The organism is Kosakonia sp. BYX6, from assembly GCF_038449125.1.
GTDB classification, from domain to species: Bacteria; Pseudomonadota; Gammaproteobacteria; order Enterobacterales; family Enterobacteriaceae; genus Kosakonia; species Kosakonia calanthes.
Genome location: NZ_CP151800.1, coordinates 700,672 through 721,445 on the forward strand (window position 1 = coordinate 700,672; position 20,774 = coordinate 721,445).

Consider the following 20,774-nt stretch of genomic DNA (forward strand, 5'->3'; position numbering starts at 1 on the left):
CTGCCAGGATAAGTGCGATGGGGACTAAGTGGGAGTGGGCTCCCCACAGAAACATTAAAATCTTCTTCATCTTTTCAACATTTCATATAAAGCGTCGCCAATAACTTCCTCATTATTTCCGCCAGATTCCACTTGGTAAATCACTTTAGACATTTGCGGTTCGATAAGGAAATACAGCATTTCTATCCTTTCACGGAAAAGTAATTGATAATATGCAGCATCCTGAAATTTCAGTTTGTTTATTGCCAGTGATGCTATCTGCGCTCTCGAATACAACGTTGTCATGTTAACAAACCATGTAGACATAGCGTTAACCATGCGAATATGAGATTCCTGAAAATCTGCACTGCTTACAATCAGTTTCGCTATAGTCAAAGAAAGAGCGAGCTTACTTGATCTTTCAACAGCATCATTGGCTTTGTCACCAATTTTTTGCTTTATGTAAGATACTAGGTTAAGACTTTTTTCTTCCCCCAGTCGCTTAAGAGTTTTCCGAAAATACAGTTCGACCATGTCAAGTACGACATCATTTCGTTTGTAGACTTCTGTCAGAGAAAAAACTAGGCGCGTATCTTCCCGCCACTGCTCAGAGCAGGTTCTTCTGAAATATTCGTCAGATACAAAGCATGATCCATAGTTAATAAGCCGCTCTCCACCAAGTTTGACTTTCTCGATGGTATCCATCTGACCAGCGTGGATCTCCCTTAATGCTTTAGTTAAAACAATAGCCATCCTTCTATCTGACTGCGCTTTCATTTTAAGATAGTTTTCTGCCATTTCCATTTGCCTTGTTGTAACATTATTGGTTAATGATTGATCATGGTTGCTTATGGGGGCAAGGAAGAAGATGAAAAAAGCTAAAAAAATACTTATATATGTCACGGCTGTAATTATTTCCTTCCTAATAATTCCCGAGATTGTTTTAAGAACAGTATCGACTGACAATATGGGCAGGCTCAGTGAACTTACGAGTCTGGGGGGCTTATTTAGCCCTTTCCTTTCTTTGATGGTATTCTTTGCGCTTTCGTCCATATTTATCGCGATCATCGGCGTGTATGCTGTAGATAAAATTTACCGGGCTTTAACCCGTGTCAAGCGCGAATAAACTTAACAGTTAATTATTGCTCATCACCATCAGATGGGACGAATTTCGCGAGGAGTTAAACTATAATAATTTGAGGGAGATAAAATGCATTGGAAAATAATTACTTTCATAATGACTGGTGTTTTTATATTTGTTCTTGGTTTGTGGCTTGGTTCTTTTCAGACTGAATGGGCGAAACCAGAAAATAAAGATGCTGTCGCTTATTTGGCTATGATTGGGGGGTGGGTCTCAGGAATGGCAACCTTATTTGCGGTTATTATCTCTTTGTATGCATCATACCAAGCGTCGCAAAGTAATGTTGAACAAGTCCAACTTTCTCTAGAAGTAATTCCTGCGATTGATAAAAATGATATAGGCACAAACATTATTGTAAAGAACATGAAGCCGATTACGGTTCATATTTTAAAAATTTTTATTGCAATAGACGGCTCTAAAGCTAGTGCGGAGATAAGTGATCTTAAACGAGGAGGGGGCCCTATCCCCCATGCTCTATATCAGTTAGGAGAAAAATGGGAGTTTGCGTTTTATACACATTACAGTCCTCAGTGGGCTGCGATTTTTTCAAAACTTGAAAGTGGTGGTGGGCTGACATTCAAAAAAGGTTTTTTTATTATCGAGTCTGCCATGAGGCAATATAGGTTAAAAATGCCTAGTGATCTTCTGAATATGTTGCGCACGAAATATGAAACTTTCGAGGCGGAAAAAGAAGATAACAAACGCACTTTTTGAATGATTTTAGTGAGGTTTTCTCATTTTTTTGCTGTGCATGCATCAGGTGCATGGTTTTGCGTTCGCCAGAATTACCCGTTATGGCTGTGCGCTGCCAGATCTGGCGCGGATCCAGAGTGGTCATGCAACTGCATTAAAACCGACCCATAAAGCGGGCAGGCGAGGCGGGGAAAGCATTGCGCGCACTTATTAAAGCGGTTGCATAAAAAAACATACGGGCATCTTTTTTTACTTGCTTCTGCAGGGAAAAAGTAATAATTCGAATGTGAGTGACAGCCAACGTAGGATAGCTATAGCTGATGGTGGACGAGATTGACTATTATGCTGGTGAGATGATCAGTTGTCAGAAAGGTTCTGTAGAGCTTGATGGTGAATATTATGTTGCGGAAATGTTGATGACCGATGACAGCATAAAACTTAGAATATTCGACTTTAATGGAGAAATTAGGCGAGACTACATCGGTATGCTCTCAATAAATAAAGTGACTTTCATAAGTAGTTTTGGTAATTATTTGCTTTTTGGTCTTGATTTAAATGAAAACTCATTTATGAGGCTTGGCAATGATGGGGTATTCAAAGATTATTTATATTCTGCGCAAGGTTTTCTCAAGTCTAGAGGGGAATTGAGTACCGATGCTTCTTTTTCAAGTATTAGTGTTTTCGGAGAAAACCTTAAGAAATGGTCTGGTTGCACGCGAAAATTGAATCGTATCATACAGAGAGGGATAATTAACCAACGGCCTCTCGAAAACGATTGCACTGAGTTTGAAAAATCTATCAGAGGGTTGGGTGATATTGGTCTCTATTATTCGTTTCGTTTAGGTGGCTTAGATGGTTTGCATACTGTAGGCATGTCGGTAACTCCACATGTCACTATAACTTTTGATGAGGAAATTTCTTTGGATAACCTCATTAAAAGCTATGTTGATTTATACATGCTTTTGCGATTTTTGATTGGTGAGTCACTGAATATTTCGCAAGTGAAGGTGGATAGCGATTCTTGTTTAGGCCGTAATGGGGCAGTCTTCTACCTCGCAGAAAAAAAAACGGAAAAAAACAGAGGCAACGTTGGTGTTTTTATTCCTTATTCCACACCTTATTATGATGATTCTGAAGAAAAATTTCCGTCGATGGTATGGGATGCTTACTATAATCCTGATAATAATGATACAAAAGAACTCATAAAAAAATATGTCACATATACTATGGTGAATAGTAATGAGGAAAGGTTTTTAGGTTTCTACAGAATAATCGAAACGATGACAATTAAAAAATCATCCTATGTTGATGAAAATAGATTGTCGGAGCTGCTCAAAAGAAGTAGGCGTTTCTTTGCTAAAAATTTTCCTGAAGCATCAATTAGTGATTTTTTTCGCGCTGTGAAACGAGCTAATAAAAGCAAGCACAATACGGAAAGCTCTATTCATCACTTCATAAAAAGTTTTCCGCAATCAATGATAGATGCTTTAAATCTGGATGATGTGAAAATTGGTGATATCTGTAGTTCGAGAAATAAAATAATTCATCAGCCTTTGTTTTCTGAGTCGCCGGAGAAAGTGTATAAATTTATGAAAATTACAGAGGCTCTAACTGTTTTAGCTATAATGTCCCGGCTTGGTATTTCAGTTGAAAAAATTGAGAGTATTGCGTTGTCAAATGGGTTGCAACATACATTTAGATTGTAAGGGCAAACTCATTAAATAGTGAGTTTGCCTTCATTGTTGTTTGATTAAATAAAATCGTAAGGCCTGAAATTTATAATGTTTTGCCCCATGATATCGTTAATCTCTTTAATTCGTTCTTGGAGTGGGGTAAGTTCGTTTCTTACAAATACCTGTGCGGCCTTCACCACATCACCAAACCCTCCTGTATTATTTGGCATCATACCCATCATCTGAGGGGGAACACGATGAGCGCTCATAAGATCTTCAGCGCTTACCCTCTTAATATTAAAAAAATCATCTTTCGTAGCGACTTCGCTCAGCGGAACGATTTTAATTCCGTCGGCTTTTCCGTTCGGCGCGTAGAAAAACAGGTTTTTAAAATTTCCGAGCCCTTTCGAATCCCGCATCGCCTTGCGCAGCGCCTCGACATCGGTGCTGCTTTGCGCGGCATCAGTCACGTACATGATGTAACCGGCGTGCGCTCCGTTCTGGTAATACTTGCGGCGAAACAGCGTCGCGGATTCGTTCAGCCAGGCCGAATTAAGCGCGCTGAGATATTCCGGCATCCCATAAAGCTCCTGGTTGATGTCCGGCTCCAGAAGGTGAAACACAGAACCCGGCGCAAACTGATGCGCCTGCGTGTAGTTTTGAATGTACCAGTAGGTATTATCCTCCACTCCGCGCCGGGTGTATTTGGCCGGTGAGGTCTCAAGCTTCAGGGTTTTTCCTGAAACACTGAGACGTTTCTCTAAAAATGCGTTACCAAATACAAGAAAATCCAATACAAATCGGCTGAAGTCCTGTGGTGAAAGTAAAGGGTGAGGAATAAAAGTTGAGGCCAGAATATTTCGCTTCACGTAAATCGGTGAGCTGTGGTGAACGGCGGCGCGCATACTTTTCGCTAGGCCGGAAAAGCTGACCGGCGGCTCATACCACTGGCCGTTATCAATGCACTCCACATAATCGAGAATGTCGCGTTTATCGAGCACCGGCACCGGCTCGCCGAAGGTAAATGCCTCCATGCTCTGCGCGGGTGCGGCGGTGTGCTGGCGCGGTTTCGGGGTGAATTTTTGTTTTTTGTTTTTGCTCATCAGTTGAAGTCCAGAATGGAGGATGACGGCTGGCCGGTTGCGGCGGTCAGCGGTTCGTTAATCAGTACGTGCATGGTTGCCCAGGCGAGATCCGCGTGGCTGGCTTCCTCGGTGCGGCTGGCCTCATAAGTGGCGCTGCGACCGCTGCTGGTCATGGTTTTGCGGATGGACATGAAAGACTGCGTGATATCGGTCGCGCTGACGTCGTATTCGAGGCAACCGCGCGTGATGGTGTCTTTCGCTTTAAGCACCATTGCGGTTTTCATTTCCGGCGTATAGCGGATGTCGCGCGCTGCCGGGTAAAACGAGCGCACAAGCTGGAACACGCCCTGACCGAGGCCGGTTGAGTCGATGCCGATGTATTCCACGTTGTATTTTCGCGTGAGCGAGCGGATAGACTCGGCCTGAGTGGCAAAATCCATCCCTTTCCACTGGTGCCGCTCCAGAATGCGGAACTTGCCCCCGGCAACCACCGGCGGCGCGATCACCACACATCCGGCGCTGTCGCCACGGTGTGACGGGTCGTAACCAATCCACACCACGCGCTGGGCGAATGGCCGGTCGGCGAACGGCGAGTAGTCCTCCCATTCTTCCATGCTGTCGACCATGCAGCGTTGCAGCTCCTCGAACGGGAACACCGACGCCTTGTCGTCAACGAATTCACACATAAACAGGTTACGGAAGTCGTCTGCACTGTTTTCCCGCCTGAGCGCGTCGAGGTCGAACAGGGTACAGCCCCCGGCGAGCGCGTCCTCAATAGTGACAATCTGCCGCCACTGACCATCCGCACAGGCCACGCCCCGCGCTAACGCGGCGTGGCTGATATCAATTTCAACCCGCTCGCTGGCACTGGCGCGCCCACGGTTAAACAGGTCGCCAGACCAGAACGGGTAAGCGCCGTGACCGAGTGATGAGGGTGTCGAAAAATAGGTTGTGCGCAGGTGTTTTTGTGACGCCATGCCCGACGCCACTTTCCGTAATTTCTGGAAGTTGGGGATCCAGAAAATTTCATCAACATACAGGTCGCCGTTGTGGCTCTGCGCGGTGTTGGAGTTGGTGCCGAGAAACAACAGCTCAGCGCCATTGTTGCCGATGACAATCGGGTCGCCGCTCAGGTCAACATCCACCAGGCGGGCAAAGGCGATGATGTATTTTCGGAACACATACGCCTGTGTTTTCGATGCGGATAAAAATATCTGGTTCTGACCGGTCGCCAGGGCGCGCAACAGCGCCTCGCGGGCAAAATAAAATGTTGCGCCAATCTGACGCGATTTAAGGATGTGCCTGATACGGTGCTCAAGTCCGGCTTTATGCCAGCCGAGCTGATAGTCGAAAGACTGGTCGAAGAAAATCTCTCCCAGTTTTTCGATAGCTTCCTCGCTGAAAAAATTCTTTTTCGGCTTCCTGCGATCTCCCTTGTTGCGGTTTGCCACGTTCGGATTGAGATCCGCCTCGTTGCCGGTCTGGCCGTAACGGTTGATGCGTGCAAAACGCTCCATCTGGCGCGCCAGAAAATCAGCGACCTTGAAATCATGGGCGGTCATATCCGGCTTGGCGTAAAGCTGGATTAATCGCGCCTCCAGCGTATTTCCCACCCGGTCTAACGGCGCGGTGTCGTCCCATCTGTCGCGCTGTTTCCAGCTCTGAACCGTTGGCCGTTTGGTCTGCAACATCTCCGATATTTGCGGCACAGAAAACCCCTGCCAGTACAACAGCGCCGCCTGGCGTCGCGGGTCGTTAAGTAATGTCGTGTCTGTGGTGATGGTCATGAATGCCTCGCCGTAATTGATACAGGGCAAGGCTACTTAAGCGCGGTCTGCGATTCGCTAAAGTGCTGATGTGTAGAGAGTAAGCCATCCAGGATTGATAGCGGGGGACGTGCCGGGTAGGGAAACTAGCCCTGACAAAACCGTGAATCCTTCACACACAATCAGGACTCCTGACGATGGCAAAAAAAGTTTCAAAATTCTTTCGTATCGGCGTTGAGGGCGACACCTGCGACGGGCGCGAAATCAGTGCGGCGGATATTCAGGAAATGGCTGACGCGTTCGACCCTCGCGTCTACGGTTGCCGCATCAATCTCGAACATCTGCGCGGCATCCTGCCCGACGGTGCTTTCCAGCGTTATGGCGATGTGGTCGAGCTGAAAGCGGAAAAAATCGAAGACGATTCCGCGCTCAACGGCAAGCTGGCACTGTTTGGCAAAATCGCGCCGCTCGACACCCTGGTCGACATGGTTGGTAAAGGCCAGAAGGTTTACACCTCAATGGAAATTCACCCGAATTTCGCCAACAGCGGGAAATGCTACCTGACCGGCCTGGCGGTTACCGATGACCCGGCAAGCCTCGGCACGGAATATCTGGAATTCTGCCGCACCGCCAAACACAACCCGCTCCAGCGCTTCAAGGCCAGCCCCGAAACGCTGTTCTCGGTCGCCACGCTTGCCGAGCTGGAATTCGAGGACGTTCCCGAAACCCTGTTGAACAAACTGACCGACTCGGTCAAATCCATTTTCAGCCGCAAACAAACAAGCGATGACGCGCGATTCAGCGATGTACATGAAGCAGTGACCACCATCGCCGAGCGTGTGCAGACCATCCACGACAGCGCCGAAACGCGTTTCTCTGCGCTGGAAACGGAGCTCGCAACCCTTAAGCAAAGCGTGACCGAGCAGGCCACCACAACCAGCGAGCAGTTCAGCACGCTCACCGCCACCCTGGACAAGACCGAAAGCAAAGCGCAGCCGCGCCGCAAACTGAGCACCGGCGGCGACGGTGCGGATGCGACCCTGACCGACTGCTAATCAGCCCCTTTTTCAGAACAGGAAAACAGACACAATGCGTAAAGAAACCCGTTTTAAGTTTAATCAGTACCTGAGCCGCCTCGCCGAGCTGAACGGCGTCGGGGTTGAAGACCTGAGCAAGAAATTCAGCGTTGAACCGTCGGTGACGCAGACGCTGTTTGAAAAAATCCAGCAGTCCTCCTCGTTCCTGCAACAAATCAATATGGTCGTGGTGCGCGAGCTCACCGAGGAGAAAGTCGGTATTGATGTTAATGGCACGATTGCCAGCACTGCCGACACTGACAACGGTGTGAAGCGCCAGACCGCCGATTTTTCGAAAATGGATGCGTACCGCTATTTCTGTAAGCCGGTGAACTTCGATTACCACCTGAAATACAACAAGCTCGATTTGTGGGCGCGTTATCAGGATTTTCAGATTCGTATCCGTAACGCGATCATCAAGCGCCAGGCGCTGGACTACATCACCATTGGTTTTAACGGTGTGAAACGCGCGGCAACATCTGACCGTGACGCTAACCCGCTGTTGCAGGATGTGGCGGTCGGCTGGTTGCAGAAATACCGCAACGACGCGCCGGAACGCGTGATGAATAACGTGACGGATGAAGCCGGCAACATCGTTTCTGACAAAATCACTGTGGGTAAAAAGGGCTATTACAAAAACCTCGACGCGCTGGTTATGGATGCGCATGAGTCGCTGATTGCCGAAATCCACCGCGAAAACCCGGATATGGTGGTGATTTGTGGCCGCCGCATCCTGACCGACAAGTATTTCCCGATGATCAACAAATTCCAGCCGAACAGCGAACAGCTTGCCGGTGAGCTGATTGTCGGCCAGAAAACTATCGGCCAGCTCCAGTCCGTGCGCGCGCCGTTTTTCCCGGCCAACAGCATTTTCATTACCACGCTGGATAACATTTCCATCTATCTGTATGAGGACGGTCATCGCCGCCACATCACCGAAAATCCGCAACTCGACCAGGTGGAAAACTACGAACAGGTAAAAGTCGATTTCGTTATCGAGGATTACGAAGCCGGTTGCCTGATTGAAAACATCGAGATCCTTGAACCGGAAGAGAGCGACTCCCCGGAAGCGGAAATCGCGAAAGTGTTTGCCGCAGAGCTGGCCGACGCCATGAAAGTACTGGCGGCGGGTAACACCACCGGCGAAGGAGCGTAACCGATGGCGAGCCCCGCACAGCGTCACGCGATGCGGGTCTCGGCCATGCAGGCCGCGCAGCGGGAAAATGCCCCGCTGCGCCATGCCACCGCTTATGAGCAGATGCTCGTTAAGCTGGCCGCAGACCGCCGGACGCTAAAAGAAATCCACTCGAATGAACGCAAGGCCGAGAAAAAGCGCGATCTGTTACCGTTTTATCTGCCCTGGGTGACGGGCGTACTGGAAAACGGCACCGGCGCGCAGGATGACATTCTGGTGACGGTGATGCTGTGGCGTCTCGATGCCGGGGATATCACCGGTGCGCTGGAAATTGCCCGCTACGCCCTGCGCTACAAGCTGGCGATGCCGGAAAAACATTCCCGCACCGTGCCTTACATGCTCGCCGAAGAGGTGGCGCTGGCAGCGCTTCGCGCCCGCGATGCCGGTCAGCCGGTGAGTGCGGCAATTCTTCTCGATGCCATCAACCTGACCAGCCAGGCCGACATGCCCGATGAAGTGCGCGCCCGCCTGCACAAAGTGGCTGGCCTGACGCTGCGTGATGCCGGTCAGCTCCCTGACGCAATGACTCACCTCCAGCGGGCGAACCAGCTCGACCGTAACGCAGGCGTCAGGAAAGACATTGAGCGCCTTACGCGGGAGTTAAATCCAAAGCCTGTTGCCGTGAAAGCGCCCGCAAAAACCACGCAACAGAAAAAAACAGTGACACCGGCGAAACGTGGGCGGGGTCGCCCCCGCAAAGTCGCCGGTTAAAAGAATGCGCCCCGCGCCAGGGCGGCACGCCGGTCAATGAAGGTGTTTCACCTTAACGGCGACCGGCGTCCACCGCCCACCCTTTTCAGAGGTAGTCATGACGACGCTGATTATTAAAAAAAACGACGAACCGCAGCCGGGAAATACGGTTGTCATTCCACCGCCCGCGGGCGACGAACCGGTAATTAAAAACACCTTTTTCTTTCCCGACATCGACCCGAAACGGGTGCGCGAATCCATGCGTCTTGAGCAGACCATTGCCCCGGTGCGGCTTCGCGAAGCGATTAAAACAGGCATCGCCGAGACCAATGCGGAGCTGTACGACTGGCGCGCCAGCCAGATTAAGGCCGGTTTTGAGCGTCTCGCCGATGTGCCGTCGGACATGCTCGATGGTGAAAGCACCCGCGTTTTTTATTACCAGCGCGCCGTGTGCGCAATGGCGACCGCCACGCTTTATGAACGCTATCGCGGCGTGGATGCCAGCGCGCGAGGTGACAAGAAAGCCGACAGCATCGACACCACGATCGATGAGTTGTGGCGGGATATGCGCTGGTCAGTCGCCCGCATTCAGGACAAACCGCGCTGCATTGTGAGCCAGATCTGATGAAGGTTTATGCGCATCAGGGCGACACGCTTGATGTCATTTGCGTCCGGCATTACGGGCGCACTGTGGGCGTATTCGAGACCGTGCTCGCCGCGAATCCGGGGCTGGCTGAACTCGGCGCGGTGCTGCCGCATGGCACTGCCGTCGAACTACCGGAAACTGAAACCGCGCCTGTACAGGAAACGGTGAATTTATGGGACTGAGTATGGAAAAGATAACCTCCTCGCTCGCCTACTGGATTAGCGTCGCGCTGACCTTTTTCGGCGCAATGACACCGCAGGATTTTGCCGCCTATTTTGGCGCGCTGGGTGTCGTCCTCACCGTTGGCGTGAACTGGTATTACCGCCGCAAAAGCTACGCGCTGCTGGCGCTCCAGCTCGGACAAAGCCCCCTGAGCGGTAAGGAGATTGGCAATGTCATCAATCGTTAAGCGTTGCAGTGTGGCCGCTGTGCTGTTACTGGCGGCACTGGTGCCTGATTTTCGTTTGCTCCATATCTCGCAGGAAGGTCTTGCCCTGCTGGCTGACCTTGAGGGGTGCCGTCTGCGTCCTTACCAGTGCAGTGCGGGTGTATGGACATCAGGCATCGGCCACACTGCCGGGGTCACCCAAAAACGCGATATCACCGAGCGGGAAGCGGCTGAAAATCTGGTTGCTGACGTGCTTAACACTGAGCGCCGCCTTGCGGTGTGTGTGCCGGTGAAAATGCCGCAGCGGGTCTATGACGCACTGGTCAGTTTTTCTTTTAACGTCGGCACCGGCGCAGCCTGTAGGTCAACGCTGGTTTCGTATCTCAAACGTCACCAGTGGTGGCAGGCATGCGATCAGCTCACGCGCTGGGTTTATATCGATGGCGTCAAAAATACCGGGCTGGAAAACCGGCGCACGCGTGAGCGGGCTTACTGCCTTAAGGGGGCGGAATGAAAACGTTAATTATCCTGCTGGTTCTCGCCGTGACTGGCCTGCTGTGGATGCGCCATGAGAACGGCACGCTTCGCGAGTCTTTCGGTAAAGCAAACCGGGTCGCCAGCGAGCAGAAAACGACGATTGGTATGCTGAAAAACCAGCTCATTGTTGCCAGCGACCGGGCTGATAAAAACGAACGGGCGCAGGTGGGTTTACGCCAGAAACTGAATGCCGTCAGCGCACGGGAAGCGCAGCGGGAGCAAACCATAACGAGGTTACTCAATGAAAATGAAGCGTTTCGCCGCTGGTATAGCGCCGCTTTGCCTGATGCTGTGCGCCGGTTGCATCAGCGCGCCGCCTGCGCCAGTGCCGGTGATTGTTTACAACGGCTGCCCGAAAGTCAGCCTGTGTCCGATGCCGGGAAGTGATCCGCAAACGAACGGCGATTTAAGCGCCGATATCCGCAACCTCGAACGCGCATTAGAGAACTGCGCACTCCAGATTGAAACCGTCAAACAATGCCAGGATGAATTAGATGCTCAAACCCGACAGTCTGCGAAAAGCCCTGGCTGATGCCGTGCCGGTGCTTGCCGCTAACCCTGAAATGCTGCGCCTGTATGTGGACGGCGGTAATATCGCCGCCACGCTGGCGACATCACTGTCATTTGAAAAACAGTACAGCCTGAATGTAGTGGTAACTGATTTCACCGGCGATTTTGATTTGATCCTCGTACCGGTGCTGGCCTGGCTGCGCGAGTATCAGCCCGATATTCTGACCACCGACACCGGCCAGAAAAAGGGTTTCACCTTTGAGGCCGATATCAACAACGACAGTAGTTTCGATATCAGCATCAGTTTGCTTATCACCGAGCGCACGCTGGTCAAAGAAGTGGGCACCGCGCTGCATGTTGAGTGCATCCCCGAACCGCCACCGCCGGAGCCGGTGACCCGCCCGGTTGAGCTGTATGTTAACGGCGAACTGGTGAGTAAGTGGGATGAATGAATTTAAACCCTTCGATGACAGACTCGCGGGGCTGATTGCTGCGCTGTCGCCTGCTGGTCGTCGACGCCTGACTGCCGATATTGCGAAAAAGCTGCGCCGGAATCAGCAACAGCGGATTAAATCGCAGAAAGCACCCGACGGTACGGCATATGTGCCGCGCAAACGTCAGCCCGTCAGGGCAAAAAAAGGGCGAATAAAGCGGGAGATGTTCGCGAAACTGCACACCAACCGTTATCTGAAAGCCAGCGGCAACGACAGCGCGGCGGTGGTGGAATTTACCGGGAAGGTGCAGCGCATTGCGAGAGTTCATCAGTATGGGCTCAAAGATAGGCCAGGGCGGAACAGTTACGAAATTCAATATCCGGAGCGCCAGTTAGTTGGCTTTGATAAAGTTTCTATACAACTGGTTGAAGAAGAGATATTACTAAGGTTATCAAGTCTAAAAGTCTAGACGAGTAACTGATGGACAAAAAATTTGGGATTTTAAGAAATAAAATAAAACGCTCGCAGAGTTATGTGATGAATCACTTAACAAATAATCACCAAGCGAAGCTATGCGTTTTATGTGGTAGTGAGGCTGAGATAACGCGCGAGCATGTTATTCCTCAATGGGCATTTGAATCAGATCCAGATAAATTTTTAATAAGCACTACAAATAACCAATCTTCAAGTTACATTAAAACAACTATACCGGCATGCAGAACATGCAATTCTGAATTGCTTGGAGCATTCGAAGATTATTTGAAAAGGATGTTAACTGTAAAGCATCTAAATAACCTGAATGGTTATGATTATGACTGCATTATTTGGTGGTTGCAGTACTTAGGTTTTAAACTGCAAGTGATGGATCTACAAAATCGCTTCTTGAGATATAAGGGGAAACAATACATTCCTTTTTTGGCGCAAATACCTGTCGCTATGTTTTGGGGGGATGTCGATACTACGCCCAACCATACATATAGAATACTAAGAAAGGCCAGACGGAATCTCATGTCAAAATGGAAAGATGGTAAATATAACTCTTTGATGATTTTCAAAAGTAAAAATGAAAGCTTTACTTTTTTTCATAAAGTGGATGAGTTTATCTTTATCCAGATGCCTCAACTGAAGTTGGCTTTTTTCTTTTTCTTTAATAAAGAATTTGAAAAGCATCAACAGGCACATAAAGAAAGTATGGAGATAATAAAACGTATATGGGATAGCGAAGCTGAGACATAAGGTTGTTTCAGACTCTATCTAACCTACCTTAATTGCCGCTTCTTTCTCTTAGCGGCATTCTTCGTTGTATGAACACACTCGCAAACATTAATGAACTCGCCCGCGCTATCCGCAATATGGTGCGCACCGGTGTCGTTGTCGAAATCGATCTCAATGCCGGTCGCTGCCGTGTGCAAACTGGCGGTATGGTTACCGACTGGCTCCAGTGGCTGACGCAGCGCGCCGGACGTTCGCGCACATGGTGGGCTCCCTCCATCGGTGAGCAGGTTTTAATTCTCGCTGTTGGCGGTGAGCTCGATACCGCGTTTGTGCTGCCGGGTATTTATTCCGATGACAATCCCGCGCCGTCAGCCTCGGGGGATGCCTGGCATGTTGCTTTCCCGGATGGCGCGGTTATTGAGTACGAGCCTGAAACCAGTGCGCTGACTGTCACCGGCATTAAAACCGCGAACGTGGCCGCATCCGAATCCATCGCCGCCACTGTACCAGTGGTGACCGTCAAAGCGTCTTCCCGCATCACGCTCGATACGCCAGAAGTGGTGTGCACCAACAAGCTAATCACCGGCACGCTGGAAGTGCAGAAAGGCGGCACGATGAGCGGCAACATTGAGCATAGTGGCGGCTCGTTATCCTCGAACGGCAAAGTGTTGCATACCCATAAACACCCCGGCGATAGCGGCGGCACAACAGGAGCGCCACTATGACGGCAACCTATATCGGCATGAGCCGCAGCACCGGCGGCGCGATCACCGATGCGGAGCATATCAGCCAGAGCCTGAGCGACATCCTGCGAACGCCTGTTGGCTCGCGGGTGATGCGCCGGGATTATGGCTCGCTGTTGTCCTCCATGATTGACCAGCCGCAGACACCGGCGCTGGAGCTGCAAATCAAGGTGGCCTGTTATTTTTCGGTGCTGAAATGGGAGCCGCGCATCACGTTAAGCGCGGTGACGACTGAACGTCAGTTTGATGGCCGGATGGTTGTCAGCCTGACGGGCGAGATTGCCAGCACCGGCGAAACCCTTTCGTTAACCCTTCCTGTGAGTTGATACCATGCCGATTGTTGACCTGAGCCAGCTCCCCGCGCCGGATGTGGTCGAGGAGCTCGACTATGAGAGCATCCTGGCTGAGCGCAAAGCGACGCTGGTTTCCCTGTTCCCCGAGGAGCAACAGGACGCCGTCGCGCGCACGCTGGCGCTGGAGTCCGAACCGTTGACCAAATTTCTGGAGGAAAACGCCTACCGGGAGGTTATCTGGCGTCAGCGCGTAAACGAGGCAGCGCGCGCCAATATGCTGGCCTATGCGACTGAAAATGATCTCGATGTCATCGGAGCGAATTATGACGTTGAGCGCCTGGTGATCACCCCGGCTGACGAAACCGCATTACCGCCAGTCGAAGCCGTGATGGAAACCGACAGTGATTTTCGTCTGCGCATTCAGCAAGCGCTGGAAGGGCTGAGCGTTGCCGGGTCTACCGGTGCTTATGAGTTTCACGGCAGAAGCGCCGACGGGCGCGTCGCGGATATTTCCGTGATCAGCCCGGAGCCATCCTGTGTAACCGTTTCGGTTCTTTCGCGAGAAGGGGCTGGCGCGGCATCTCCTGAACTACTTGCCGTCGTGCTGAATGCACTCAATGACGAAGATGTCAGGCCGGTAGCTGACCGCGTGACGGTGCAAACTGCCAGTATTGTTGACTACCAGATTGACGCAACCCTTTACCTTTACCCTGGCCCGGAAAGTGAGCCGATTCGCAGCGCTGCCGAGGCAAAACTCAAAACCTATATCAGCGCACAGCATCGCCTCGGGCGCGACATCCGCAAATCTGCCATTTACGCGGCGCTGCATGTTGAAGGTGTGCAGCGCGTCGAGCTTGCCGCGCCGGTGGCTGACATTGTGCTTGATAAAACTCAGGCGTCTTACTGCTCTGATTATCAGATTGTGATCGGGGGTTCTGATGAGTGATTCGCGGTTGTTGCCGGTAGGCTCGTCACCGCTTGAGGTGGCAGCGGCGCGTGCCTGTGCTGAAATCGAAAACACCCCGATACCGCTGCGCCGCCTGTGGAACCCTGACACCTGCCCGGTGAATCTGTTGCCGTGGCTTGCTTGGGCGTTCTCGGTTGACCGGTGGGATGAGAACTGGCCGGAAGAAACCAAGCGCGATGTTATCCGCAGCGCTTATTTCATTCATTGCCACAAAGGCACCATCGGCGCGGTGCGTCGCGTGGTGGAACCGCTCGGTTATGTCATCAATGTTACTGAATGGTGGGAGACCAACGACCCGGCGGGTACTTTTCGTCTCGATATCGGCGTGCTGGAAACCGGCATCACTGAGGAGATGTATATCGAGATGGAGCGACTTATCGCTGATGCCAAACCCGCCAGTCGCCATCTTATCGGGCTGAACATCATTCAGGATATTGCGGGTTATCTCTACGCCGGTGGACTGAATTACGACGGCGATATCATTACTGTTTATCCGGGCTAAGCGAGAAGAGAATGACAACCAAATTTAAAACAGTCGTTACCACCGCCGGGGCGGCAAAATTTGCCGCTGCACTCACGTCCGGCGGTAAAAAAGTCAATATTACCTCGATGGCCGTTGGTGATGGTGGCGGCAAGCTACCCGAGCCGAATGCCAGCCAGACGAAGCTGCTTAACGAGGTATGGCGTCATGCGCTGAATAAAATCAGCCAGGACAACAAGCACAAAAATTATGTGGTAGCTGAGCTGGTTATTCCGCCGGAAACGGGCGGGTTCTGGTTGCGCGAGATGGGGCTCTATGATGACACCGGCACGCTTGTCGCTGTCGGCAACATGGCAGAAAGCTATAAGCCGAAGCTGGAGGAAGGTTCCGGGCGTGCGCAGACGCTTCGTATGGTGATCATCCTGTCGGATGTGGCGTCGATTGACCTGTCAATTGATGCCACGATGGTTATGGCGACGCAGGATTACGTTGATGACAAACTGCTGGAGCATGAGCAATCGCGCCGCCATCCTGACGCATCTTTAACTGAAAAGGGATTCGCTCAACTCAGTAACGCAACGAACAGCGCGTCTGAGGTGCTCGCGGCGACGCCGAAAGCCGTTAAGGCGGCGTATGACCTGGCTACTGCAAAATACACAGCTCAGGACGCAACCACGGCGCAGAAAGGTCTTGTTCAGTTGAGCAGCGCCACTAACAGCACGTCTGAAGTGCTCGCAGCAACGCCGAAAGCCGTTAAAGAAACGTATGACCTGGCTAATGCAAAATACACCGCACAGGATGCGAGCACGGCAAGAAAAGGCCTGGTGCAATTGAGCAGCTCAACGGATAGTGATTCGGAGTTGCTTGCGGCGACACCAAAAGCCGTGAAGGCTGCGAATGATAATGCCAATGGGCGTGTGCCTGTCGGGCGTAAAGTGAATGGCCGGGCGCTGAGTGGCGACATCGTTATTACTTACGATGATGTCGGGGCGTTATCCTCAGGTGGCGGAATATTAACAGGGATGCTCAATATCAAAACCCTGATCCCTTATCTCGCTTTAACAGGGACGGGCACGGATACCCGAAATTATATTATGGGGTTCAAGAGTAACGGCACGGCCTCATGGTATGTCGGGAAGGGCAATGCCAACAGCGAATCATGTATGTTATGGAACTACACGGCCAGCAATGGAGTAGAGCTGGCGACTGATGGTTCGATTAGCGCAAAACTTACCAGTAATAAACCGTTTAGCGCTAACACATATTTTGAGGTGGATTCATCTCAGGGTGCCGGGTCATATCTAAATCAATATACGGCTTTTGCACCCTATTATAATGAATTTAGTTCTGTCTCGGGTTCTGAATACCATCCGTTGTGGAAGCAGAAAGACCTGTATAACGGGATGGCATGGTCTGGCGGGATGTTGATTAATAGCGGTACTTTCGTTATTCAATATATCAACTCTGCCGGGACGCAAGTGTTTTTCAATTTCGGGAAGGATGGGACATTTAGTCCATCAAGTTATGACAATTTCGATGCGCGTTATCAGGCTAAGGGAAGTTATACCCCCGCCGGGCAAGCCTATACCAAGGCAGAATCGGATGCGCGCTACGTTCAGAACATCCGGCTCGGTGCCAGAACCACAACGCCAGTAGCAAATAACAACTGGTCAGCGGCAAGCGGTGGCGTTATTACGGAATACAATACCACTGGTTCAGGTATTTACAGGCTATTGCAGCGCAATATCAACGGTACGTGGGTCACTGTTTCGGTGCTTTAAGGGGGCAAGGTGGAATTAGTAAAACTAAAGCAATATATGCCTGAGCAGATGATTTATGGCGATGATGTTCAGTATTTTATTGATGAGAATGGCAACGACTGGTATGCATCTTTGAGCAAATTCAAAAAGCCATACACAATAGCCTATGACAGTGAAACGGACATTATTCATTCGTACAGCGCAGATGCGTCAGCAATCTACCCGGCTGGTTTGAATGTCGTTGATATTGATTTGATTCCTGATGGTTTTGATATTGCGGATAGCTGGTTTTATAAAGATGGGGTTATTTTAAAAGATTATGCGAGTCAGGCGATAAATGACCGTATTCGCTTGCTGGAAACCGCAAATACAATAACCAACGACTGGCGCATTGAATTGCAGTTAGGCATTATCAGCGACGAAGATAAAGAGGTGTTGACGAACTGGATGGTGTATATCAAGTCTCTTAAATCACTGGATTTAACTGAAATTAAAAACAGGGAAACGTACCAGTCTATAAAATGGCCGACCCAACCATAAGAATAAGGGAGGTTTACACCTCCCTGATAACCAGCTCGTTTGTTCTTTTGGTATAGCAAACACAATCATCTGGAATGTCTTTATTAACGAAGGACATTGCGCCGAGTTGCACGTTATTACCTATGTGAAGAACGTCAGCGATGATACAGCTATTAGCACCGATTGAGACGTTGTTACCGATGGTGATTTTATACTCATCATCCTTCTTACCGAAAATTTTAATCCCGATAGTGGTGTTTTGTCTGATGAGAAAGTTGTTGCCGATTTCACAATAGGAAGAAACAACAATGCCATTGTAATGTGCTATGCACAGGCCAGGCATAATCTTGGCACCGAGACCAATCTCCGTATTATATTTTCTGATTAAGCGCCTGTTGATAATGGTGGCGACTCGTTTACCTCTTTTGCCGCTGGTCTCAAAGATGTATGAGGCAATGCGCCACCAGAAAAGAAAACGCCGCTTCGGTTGACGCCATGCATGGCGCAGAGTCCTCGCCCAAGAAAATTGTTTGTTTTTTCCGCCGATCACTTCTACCCGCAGGCATTCTTTTAAAAAATCTTTGCTCATTTGTTAACTCTCGGTATCAGCGTCAATCTTATATGTTTTATTTAATACGGTTAGTAATTCATCATTACTTAATACAAATTCAGAGACCAAAATAATAAGGCTGTGTGTGGAAATTGCTCACGACGAATCGCCGCCAATGCGCTTTCGCTATTGACTATTACTGGCAACCATATCGAGATCCGCAATCTTATATTCCATTATTCGGCATTTGTAAATATTGTATTTTTCTGTGCTCCTGCTGTGCCAGACGTTAGCCATCCTGGATAAATAGCATCCCCTGAATACCGAATAGAAAATAACACTCACCCCAATACCACGGAGTTAAACGGATGAGTGATTATCATCACGGCGTGCAGGTCGTCGAAATCAACGACGGCACGCGCGTCATTTCCACCGTCTCGACCGCCATCGTCGGCATGGTTTGTACCGCCAGTGATGCCGATGCCGCGACATTTCCCCTCAATGAGCCGGTGCTGATTACCAGCGTGCAAAGCGCTATCGCAAAAGCCGGGAAAAAAGGCACGCTGGCGAGCTCGTTACAGGCTATCGCTGACCAGGCGAAACCGGTCATTGTCGTTGTGCGCGTCGAAGAAGGCACGGGAGACGATGCAGAGGAGGCGCTGGCGCAGACCATTTCCAACATCATCGGCACCACCGACGAGAACGGCAAATATACCGGTTTGAAAGCGCTGTTAACTGCCGAGGCGGTCACTGGCGTTAAACCCCGCATTCTCGGCGTACCGGGATTCGATACCCTCGAAGTGGCGACGGCACTTGCGCCCATTTGCCAGAAGTTGCGCGCCTTTGGCTATGTCAGCGCGTGGGGCTGTAAGACCGTTTCCGACGCCATCAAGTATCGCGACAATTTCAGCCAGCGCGAGCTGATGGTTATCTGGCCGGACTTTCTCGCCTGGGATACCGTCACCAGTGCCACCGCAACGGCATACGCCACCGCCCGCGCGCTCGGTCTGCGCGCTTACATTGACCAGTCAACCGGCTGGCATAAAACCCTGTCGAACGTCGGCGTGAATGGCGTCACCGGTATCAGCGCGTCCGTATTCTGGGATTTGCAGGAACCGGGCACCGATGCCGACCTGCTTAACGAGGCCGGGGTCACGACGCTGATCCGCAAAGATGGTTTTCGCTTCTGGGGTAACCGCACCTGTTCGGATGACCCGCTTTTCCTGTTTGAGAACTACACCCGCACCGCACAGGTTATCGCTGACACGATGGCCGAGGCGCATATGTGGGCGGTCGACAAGCCGATCACCGCGACGCTTATCCGCGACATTGTCGATGGCATCAATGCCAAATTCCGCGAGCTGAAAACCAACGGCTATATCGTGGATGCGACCTGCTGGTTCGACGAAGAAGCCAACGACAAAGAAACCCTCAAAGCCGGAAAACTGTATATCGATTATGACTATACGCCGGTTCCCCCTCTGGAAAATCTGACCCTGCGCCAGCGCATCACCGATAAATATCTGGCGACGCTGGTCTCTGCCGTCAACAGCAATTAAGGAGCCTGACTAAATGGCAATGCCGCGCAAGCTCAAATTTATGAATGTCTTTCTGAATGGCTACAGCTATCAGGGGGTCGCCAAATCCATCACGCTGCCGAAGCTGACCCGCAAGCTGGAGAACTATCGCGGGGCAGGGATGAACGGCGTCGCGCCGGTCGATATGGGGCTCGATGATGATGCCCTGTCGATGGAATGGTCGCTCGGCGGCTTTCCCGATTCGGCTATCTGGGAGCTGTACGGCGCAACCGGTGTCGATGCTGTGCCGGTGCGTTTTGCCGGTTCTTATCAGCGCGATGACACCGGCGAAACGGTCGCCGTTGAAGTGGTCATGCGTGGACGCCAGAAAGAAATCGACACCGGCGAGGGCAAACAGGGTGAAGACACCGAATCGAAAATCTCGGTCGTCTGCACCTATTTCCGCCTGACGATGGACGGCAAAGAGCTCGTTGAAATCGACACCCTCAACATGGTTGAGAAGGTGAATGGCACCGACCGCCTGGAGCAGCACCGCCGCAATATCGGCCTGTAATTTTCACCCGGTCAGCGGCGCTGGCCGGTTAACCCCGAAACCCGATTAAGAAGAGAACACCATGAACAAAGAAAACGTGATCACCTTGGAAACCCCCGTCAAACGCGGCGAGCAGGTTATCGACCAGATTACGCTGATGAAACCCAACGCCGGTACGCTGCGCGGTGTCAGCCTGGCGGCGGTGGCAAATTCAGACGTTGATGCGCTGATTAAAGTGCTGCCCCGCGTGACCGCGCCGTCACTGACCGAGCAGGAAGTCGCCGCGCTGGAACTGCCTGACCTTGTCGCGCTGGCCGGTAAGGTGATCGGTTTTTTGTCGCCGAGTTCGGCGCAGTAACCTTC

The 20,774-nt window shown here is 50.9% G+C and carries 28 protein-coding genes; 24 read left to right on the forward strand and 4 right to left on the reverse strand.

The genetic code is table 11. The features are described 5' to 3' along the window. Window positions 1-66: 66 nt before the first annotated feature. The gene (locus tag AAEY27_RS03245; protein ID WP_342323488.1) at window positions 67-777 is read right to left on the reverse strand and encodes a hypothetical protein; all 711 of its coding nucleotides are present in this window, start codon (window positions 775-777) and stop codon (window positions 67-69) included. 70 nt (window positions 778-847) lie between these two features. Between AAEY27_RS03245 and AAEY27_RS03250 the strand changes: the two genes are divergently transcribed. The 3 genes from AAEY27_RS03250 (at window position 848) to AAEY27_RS03260 (ending at window position 3,519) form a co-directional block, all read left to right on the forward strand. Beyond that, window positions 848-1,105: a hypothetical protein gene (locus tag AAEY27_RS03250; RefSeq protein WP_342323489.1), complete on the forward strand. Its 258-nt coding sequence runs from the start codon at window positions 848-850 to the stop codon at window positions 1,103-1,105. A gap of 84 nt (window positions 1,106-1,189) precedes the next feature. Further along, entirely contained in the window at window positions 1,190-1,834 is a 645-nt protein-coding gene (locus tag AAEY27_RS03255) for a hypothetical protein (protein ID WP_342323490.1), read from the forward strand. A 299-nt stretch (window positions 1,835-2,133) separates the two neighbouring features. After that, entirely contained in the window at window positions 2,134-3,519 is a 1,386-nt protein-coding gene (locus tag AAEY27_RS03260; protein ID WP_342323491.1) for a HEPN domain-containing protein, read from the forward strand. 44 nt (window positions 3,520-3,563) lie between these two features. Here AAEY27_RS03260 and AAEY27_RS03265 read toward each other — a convergent pair whose 3' ends face one another. After that, window positions 3,564-4,589, reverse strand: a complete 1,026-nt coding sequence (locus AAEY27_RS03265; protein ID WP_342323492.1) for a phage portal protein — start codon at window positions 4,587-4,589, stop codon at window positions 3,564-3,566. Further along, a complete protein-coding gene (locus tag AAEY27_RS03270; RefSeq protein ID WP_342323493.1) occupies window positions 4,589-6,358 on the reverse strand; it encodes a terminase ATPase subunit family protein in 1,770 nt (589 codons plus the stop codon). The genes AAEY27_RS03265 and AAEY27_RS03270 overlap by 1 nt, the downstream gene beginning before the upstream one ends. A gap of 176 nt (window positions 6,359-6,534) precedes the next feature. Here AAEY27_RS03270 and AAEY27_RS03275 point away from each other — a divergent pair, with 176 nt between their 5' ends. From AAEY27_RS03275 to AAEY27_RS03360, 18 genes are all read left to right on the forward strand, one after another. Then, window positions 6,535-7,392, forward strand: a complete 858-nt coding sequence (locus AAEY27_RS03275; protein ID WP_342323494.1) for a GPO family capsid scaffolding protein — start codon at window positions 6,535-6,537, stop codon at window positions 7,390-7,392. A 34-nt stretch (window positions 7,393-7,426) separates the two neighbouring features. Next, window positions 7,427-8,569, forward strand: a complete 1,143-nt coding sequence (locus tag AAEY27_RS03280; protein WP_342323495.1) for a phage major capsid protein, P2 family — start codon at window positions 7,427-7,429, stop codon at window positions 8,567-8,569. A gap of 3 nt (window positions 8,570-8,572) precedes the next feature. Beyond that, on the forward strand, window positions 8,573-9,319 hold the full coding sequence (locus AAEY27_RS03285; RefSeq protein WP_342323496.1) for a terminase endonuclease subunit: 747 nt from the start codon (window positions 8,573-8,575) through the stop codon (window positions 9,317-9,319). A 97-nt stretch (window positions 9,320-9,416) separates the two neighbouring features. Beyond that, a complete protein-coding gene (locus AAEY27_RS03290) occupies window positions 9,417-9,923 on the forward strand; it encodes a head completion/stabilization protein (RefSeq protein ID WP_342323497.1) in 507 nt (168 codons plus the stop codon). Continuing rightward, the gene (locus tag AAEY27_RS03295) at window positions 9,923-10,126 is read left to right on the forward strand and encodes a tail protein X (protein WP_342323498.1); all 204 of its coding nucleotides are present in this window, start codon (window positions 9,923-9,925) and stop codon (window positions 10,124-10,126) included. The genes AAEY27_RS03290 and AAEY27_RS03295 overlap by 1 nt, the downstream gene beginning before the upstream one ends. Next, window positions 10,117-10,353, forward strand: a complete 237-nt coding sequence (locus AAEY27_RS03300) for an HP1 family phage holin (protein ID WP_342323499.1) — start codon at window positions 10,117-10,119, stop codon at window positions 10,351-10,353. Before AAEY27_RS03295 ends, AAEY27_RS03300 begins: the two co-directional genes overlap by 10 nt. Then, window positions 10,337-10,846, forward strand: a complete 510-nt coding sequence (locus AAEY27_RS03305; protein ID WP_342323500.1) for a lysozyme — start codon at window positions 10,337-10,339, stop codon at window positions 10,844-10,846. The genes AAEY27_RS03300 and AAEY27_RS03305 overlap by 17 nt, the downstream gene beginning before the upstream one ends. Next, a complete protein-coding gene (gene lysB / locus AAEY27_RS03310) occupies window positions 10,843-11,256 on the forward strand; it encodes an Rz-like lysis system protein LysB (RefSeq protein ID WP_342323501.1) in 414 nt (137 codons plus the stop codon). Before AAEY27_RS03305 ends, lysB begins: the two co-directional genes overlap by 4 nt. After that, a complete protein-coding gene (lysC, locus tag AAEY27_RS03315) occupies window positions 11,156-11,401 on the forward strand; it encodes an Rz1-like lysis system protein LysC (protein WP_342323502.1) in 246 nt (81 codons plus the stop codon). Before lysB ends, lysC begins: the two co-directional genes overlap by 101 nt. Continuing rightward, entirely contained in the window at window positions 11,364-11,831 is a 468-nt protein-coding gene (locus tag AAEY27_RS03320; RefSeq protein ID WP_342323503.1) for a phage tail protein, read from the forward strand. Before lysC ends, AAEY27_RS03320 begins: the two co-directional genes overlap by 38 nt. Then, on the forward strand, window positions 11,824-12,282 hold the full coding sequence (locus AAEY27_RS03325; RefSeq protein WP_342323504.1) for a phage virion morphogenesis protein: 459 nt from the start codon (window positions 11,824-11,826) through the stop codon (window positions 12,280-12,282). The genes AAEY27_RS03320 and AAEY27_RS03325 overlap by 8 nt, the downstream gene beginning before the upstream one ends. Window positions 12,283-12,293: 11 nt before the next feature. Further along, window positions 12,294-13,049 carry a hypothetical protein gene (locus AAEY27_RS03330; protein ID WP_342323505.1) on the forward strand — a complete coding sequence of 252 codons (756 nt, stop codon included), beginning with the start codon at window positions 12,294-12,296 and terminating at the stop codon, window positions 13,047-13,049. Window positions 13,050-13,117: 68 nt separating this feature from the next. Further along, on the forward strand, window positions 13,118-13,753 hold the full coding sequence (locus tag AAEY27_RS03335) for a phage baseplate assembly protein V (RefSeq protein WP_342323506.1): 636 nt from the start codon (window positions 13,118-13,120) through the stop codon (window positions 13,751-13,753). Next, a complete protein-coding gene (locus AAEY27_RS03340; RefSeq protein WP_342323507.1) occupies window positions 13,750-14,097 on the forward strand; it encodes a GPW/gp25 family protein in 348 nt (115 codons plus the stop codon). The genes AAEY27_RS03335 and AAEY27_RS03340 overlap by 4 nt, the downstream gene beginning before the upstream one ends. A gap of 4 nt (window positions 14,098-14,101) precedes the next feature. Then, on the forward strand, window positions 14,102-15,010 hold the full coding sequence (locus AAEY27_RS03345; RefSeq protein ID WP_342323508.1) for a baseplate assembly protein: 909 nt from the start codon (window positions 14,102-14,104) through the stop codon (window positions 15,008-15,010). Next, window positions 15,003-15,533 (forward strand): phage tail protein I, encoded by a 531-nt coding sequence (locus AAEY27_RS03350; RefSeq protein ID WP_342323509.1) that lies wholly within the window; start codon window positions 15,003-15,005, stop codon window positions 15,531-15,533. Before AAEY27_RS03345 ends, AAEY27_RS03350 begins: the two co-directional genes overlap by 8 nt. Before the next feature lie 11 nt (window positions 15,534-15,544). Further along, complete coding sequence (locus AAEY27_RS03355) at window positions 15,545-17,293, forward strand: phage tail protein (protein WP_342323510.1); 1,749 nt, start codon at window positions 15,545-15,547, stop codon at window positions 17,291-17,293. A gap of 9 nt (window positions 17,294-17,302) precedes the next feature. Next, the gene (locus AAEY27_RS03360) at window positions 17,303-17,812 is read left to right on the forward strand and encodes a tail fiber assembly protein (protein WP_342323511.1); all 510 of its coding nucleotides are present in this window, start codon (window positions 17,303-17,305) and stop codon (window positions 17,810-17,812) included. 13 nt (window positions 17,813-17,825) lie between these two features. On the opposite strand, the gene AAEY27_RS03365 is transcribed toward AAEY27_RS03360, so the two are convergent. Then, entirely contained in the window at window positions 17,826-18,380 is a 555-nt protein-coding gene (locus AAEY27_RS03365) for a serine acetyltransferase (protein ID WP_342323512.1), read from the reverse strand. 329 nt (window positions 18,381-18,709) lie between these two features. Between AAEY27_RS03365 and AAEY27_RS03370 the strand changes: the two genes are divergently transcribed. The 3 genes from AAEY27_RS03370 to AAEY27_RS03380 all read left to right on the forward strand — a co-directional run bounded on the left by AAEY27_RS03370 (window position 18,710) and on the right by AAEY27_RS03380 (window position 20,769). Further along, a complete protein-coding gene (locus tag AAEY27_RS03370; protein WP_342323513.1) occupies window positions 18,710-19,900 on the forward strand; it encodes a phage tail sheath protein in 1,191 nt (396 codons plus the stop codon). Between the two features lie 13 nt (window positions 19,901-19,913). Further along, the gene (locus AAEY27_RS03375; RefSeq protein WP_342323514.1) at window positions 19,914-20,432 is read left to right on the forward strand and encodes a phage major tail tube protein; all 519 of its coding nucleotides are present in this window, start codon (window positions 19,914-19,916) and stop codon (window positions 20,430-20,432) included. Window positions 20,433-20,493: 61 nt separating this feature from the next. Further along, complete coding sequence (locus AAEY27_RS03380) at window positions 20,494-20,769, forward strand: phage tail assembly protein (RefSeq protein ID WP_342323515.1); 276 nt, start codon at window positions 20,494-20,496, stop codon at window positions 20,767-20,769. The last annotated feature ends 5 nt before the right edge of the window (window positions 20,770-20,774 follow it).

Bases quoted from the DNA above. Each gene is read 5' to 3' on its own strand.
- AAEY27_RS03245 (WP_342323488.1), bottom strand. From the start codon at position 777: ATGGCAGAAAACTATCTTAAAATGAAAGCGCAGTCAGATAGAAGGATG.
- AAEY27_RS03250 (WP_342323489.1), top strand. From the start codon at position 848: ATGAAAAAAGCTAAAAAAATACTTATATATGTCACGGCTGTAATTATT.
- AAEY27_RS03255 (WP_342323490.1), top strand. From the start codon at position 1,190: ATGCATTGGAAAATAATTACTTTCATAATGACTGGTGTTTTTATATTT.
- AAEY27_RS03260 (WP_342323491.1), top strand. From the start codon at position 2,134: ATGGTGGACGAGATTGACTATTATGCTGGTGAGATGATCAGTTGTCAG.
- AAEY27_RS03265 (WP_342323492.1), bottom strand. From the start codon at position 4,589: ATGAGCAAAAACAAAAAACAAAAATTCACCCCGAAACCGCGCCAGCAC.
- AAEY27_RS03270 (WP_342323493.1), bottom strand. From the start codon at position 6,358: ATGACCATCACCACAGACACGACATTACTTAACGACCCGCGACGCCAG.
- AAEY27_RS03275 (WP_342323494.1), top strand. From the start codon at position 6,535: ATGGCAAAAAAAGTTTCAAAATTCTTTCGTATCGGCGTTGAGGGCGAC.
- AAEY27_RS03280 (WP_342323495.1), top strand. From the start codon at position 7,427: ATGCGTAAAGAAACCCGTTTTAAGTTTAATCAGTACCTGAGCCGCCTC.
- AAEY27_RS03285 (WP_342323496.1), top strand. From the start codon at position 8,573: ATGGCGAGCCCCGCACAGCGTCACGCGATGCGGGTCTCGGCCATGCAG.
- AAEY27_RS03290 (WP_342323497.1), top strand. From the start codon at position 9,417: ATGACGACGCTGATTATTAAAAAAAACGACGAACCGCAGCCGGGAAAT.
- AAEY27_RS03295 (WP_342323498.1), top strand. From the start codon at position 9,923: ATGAAGGTTTATGCGCATCAGGGCGACACGCTTGATGTCATTTGCGTC.
- AAEY27_RS03300 (WP_342323499.1), top strand. From the start codon at position 10,117: ATGGGACTGAGTATGGAAAAGATAACCTCCTCGCTCGCCTACTGGATT.
- AAEY27_RS03305 (WP_342323500.1), top strand. From the start codon at position 10,337: ATGTCATCAATCGTTAAGCGTTGCAGTGTGGCCGCTGTGCTGTTACTG.
- lysB (WP_342323501.1), top strand. From the start codon at position 10,843: ATGAAAACGTTAATTATCCTGCTGGTTCTCGCCGTGACTGGCCTGCTG.
- lysC (WP_342323502.1), top strand. From the start codon at position 11,156: ATGCTGTGCGCCGGTTGCATCAGCGCGCCGCCTGCGCCAGTGCCGGTG.
- AAEY27_RS03320 (WP_342323503.1), top strand. From the start codon at position 11,364: ATGCTCAAACCCGACAGTCTGCGAAAAGCCCTGGCTGATGCCGTGCCG.
- AAEY27_RS03325 (WP_342323504.1), top strand. From the start codon at position 11,824: ATGAATGAATTTAAACCCTTCGATGACAGACTCGCGGGGCTGATTGCT.
- AAEY27_RS03330 (WP_342323505.1), top strand. From the start codon at position 12,294: ATGGACAAAAAATTTGGGATTTTAAGAAATAAAATAAAACGCTCGCAG.
- AAEY27_RS03335 (WP_342323506.1), top strand. From the start codon at position 13,118: ATGAACACACTCGCAAACATTAATGAACTCGCCCGCGCTATCCGCAAT.
- AAEY27_RS03340 (WP_342323507.1), top strand. From the start codon at position 13,750: ATGACGGCAACCTATATCGGCATGAGCCGCAGCACCGGCGGCGCGATC.
- AAEY27_RS03345 (WP_342323508.1), top strand. From the start codon at position 14,102: ATGCCGATTGTTGACCTGAGCCAGCTCCCCGCGCCGGATGTGGTCGAG.
- AAEY27_RS03350 (WP_342323509.1), top strand. From the start codon at position 15,003: ATGAGTGATTCGCGGTTGTTGCCGGTAGGCTCGTCACCGCTTGAGGTG.
- AAEY27_RS03355 (WP_342323510.1), top strand. From the start codon at position 15,545: ATGACAACCAAATTTAAAACAGTCGTTACCACCGCCGGGGCGGCAAAA.
- AAEY27_RS03365 (WP_342323512.1), bottom strand. From the start codon at position 18,380: ATGAGCAAAGATTTTTTAAAAGAATGCCTGCGGGTAGAAGTGATCGGC.
- AAEY27_RS03370 (WP_342323513.1), top strand. From the start codon at position 18,710: ATGAGTGATTATCATCACGGCGTGCAGGTCGTCGAAATCAACGACGGC.
- AAEY27_RS03375 (WP_342323514.1), top strand. From the start codon at position 19,914: ATGGCAATGCCGCGCAAGCTCAAATTTATGAATGTCTTTCTGAATGGC.
- AAEY27_RS03380 (WP_342323515.1), top strand. From the start codon at position 20,494: ATGAACAAAGAAAACGTGATCACCTTGGAAACCCCCGTCAAACGCGGC.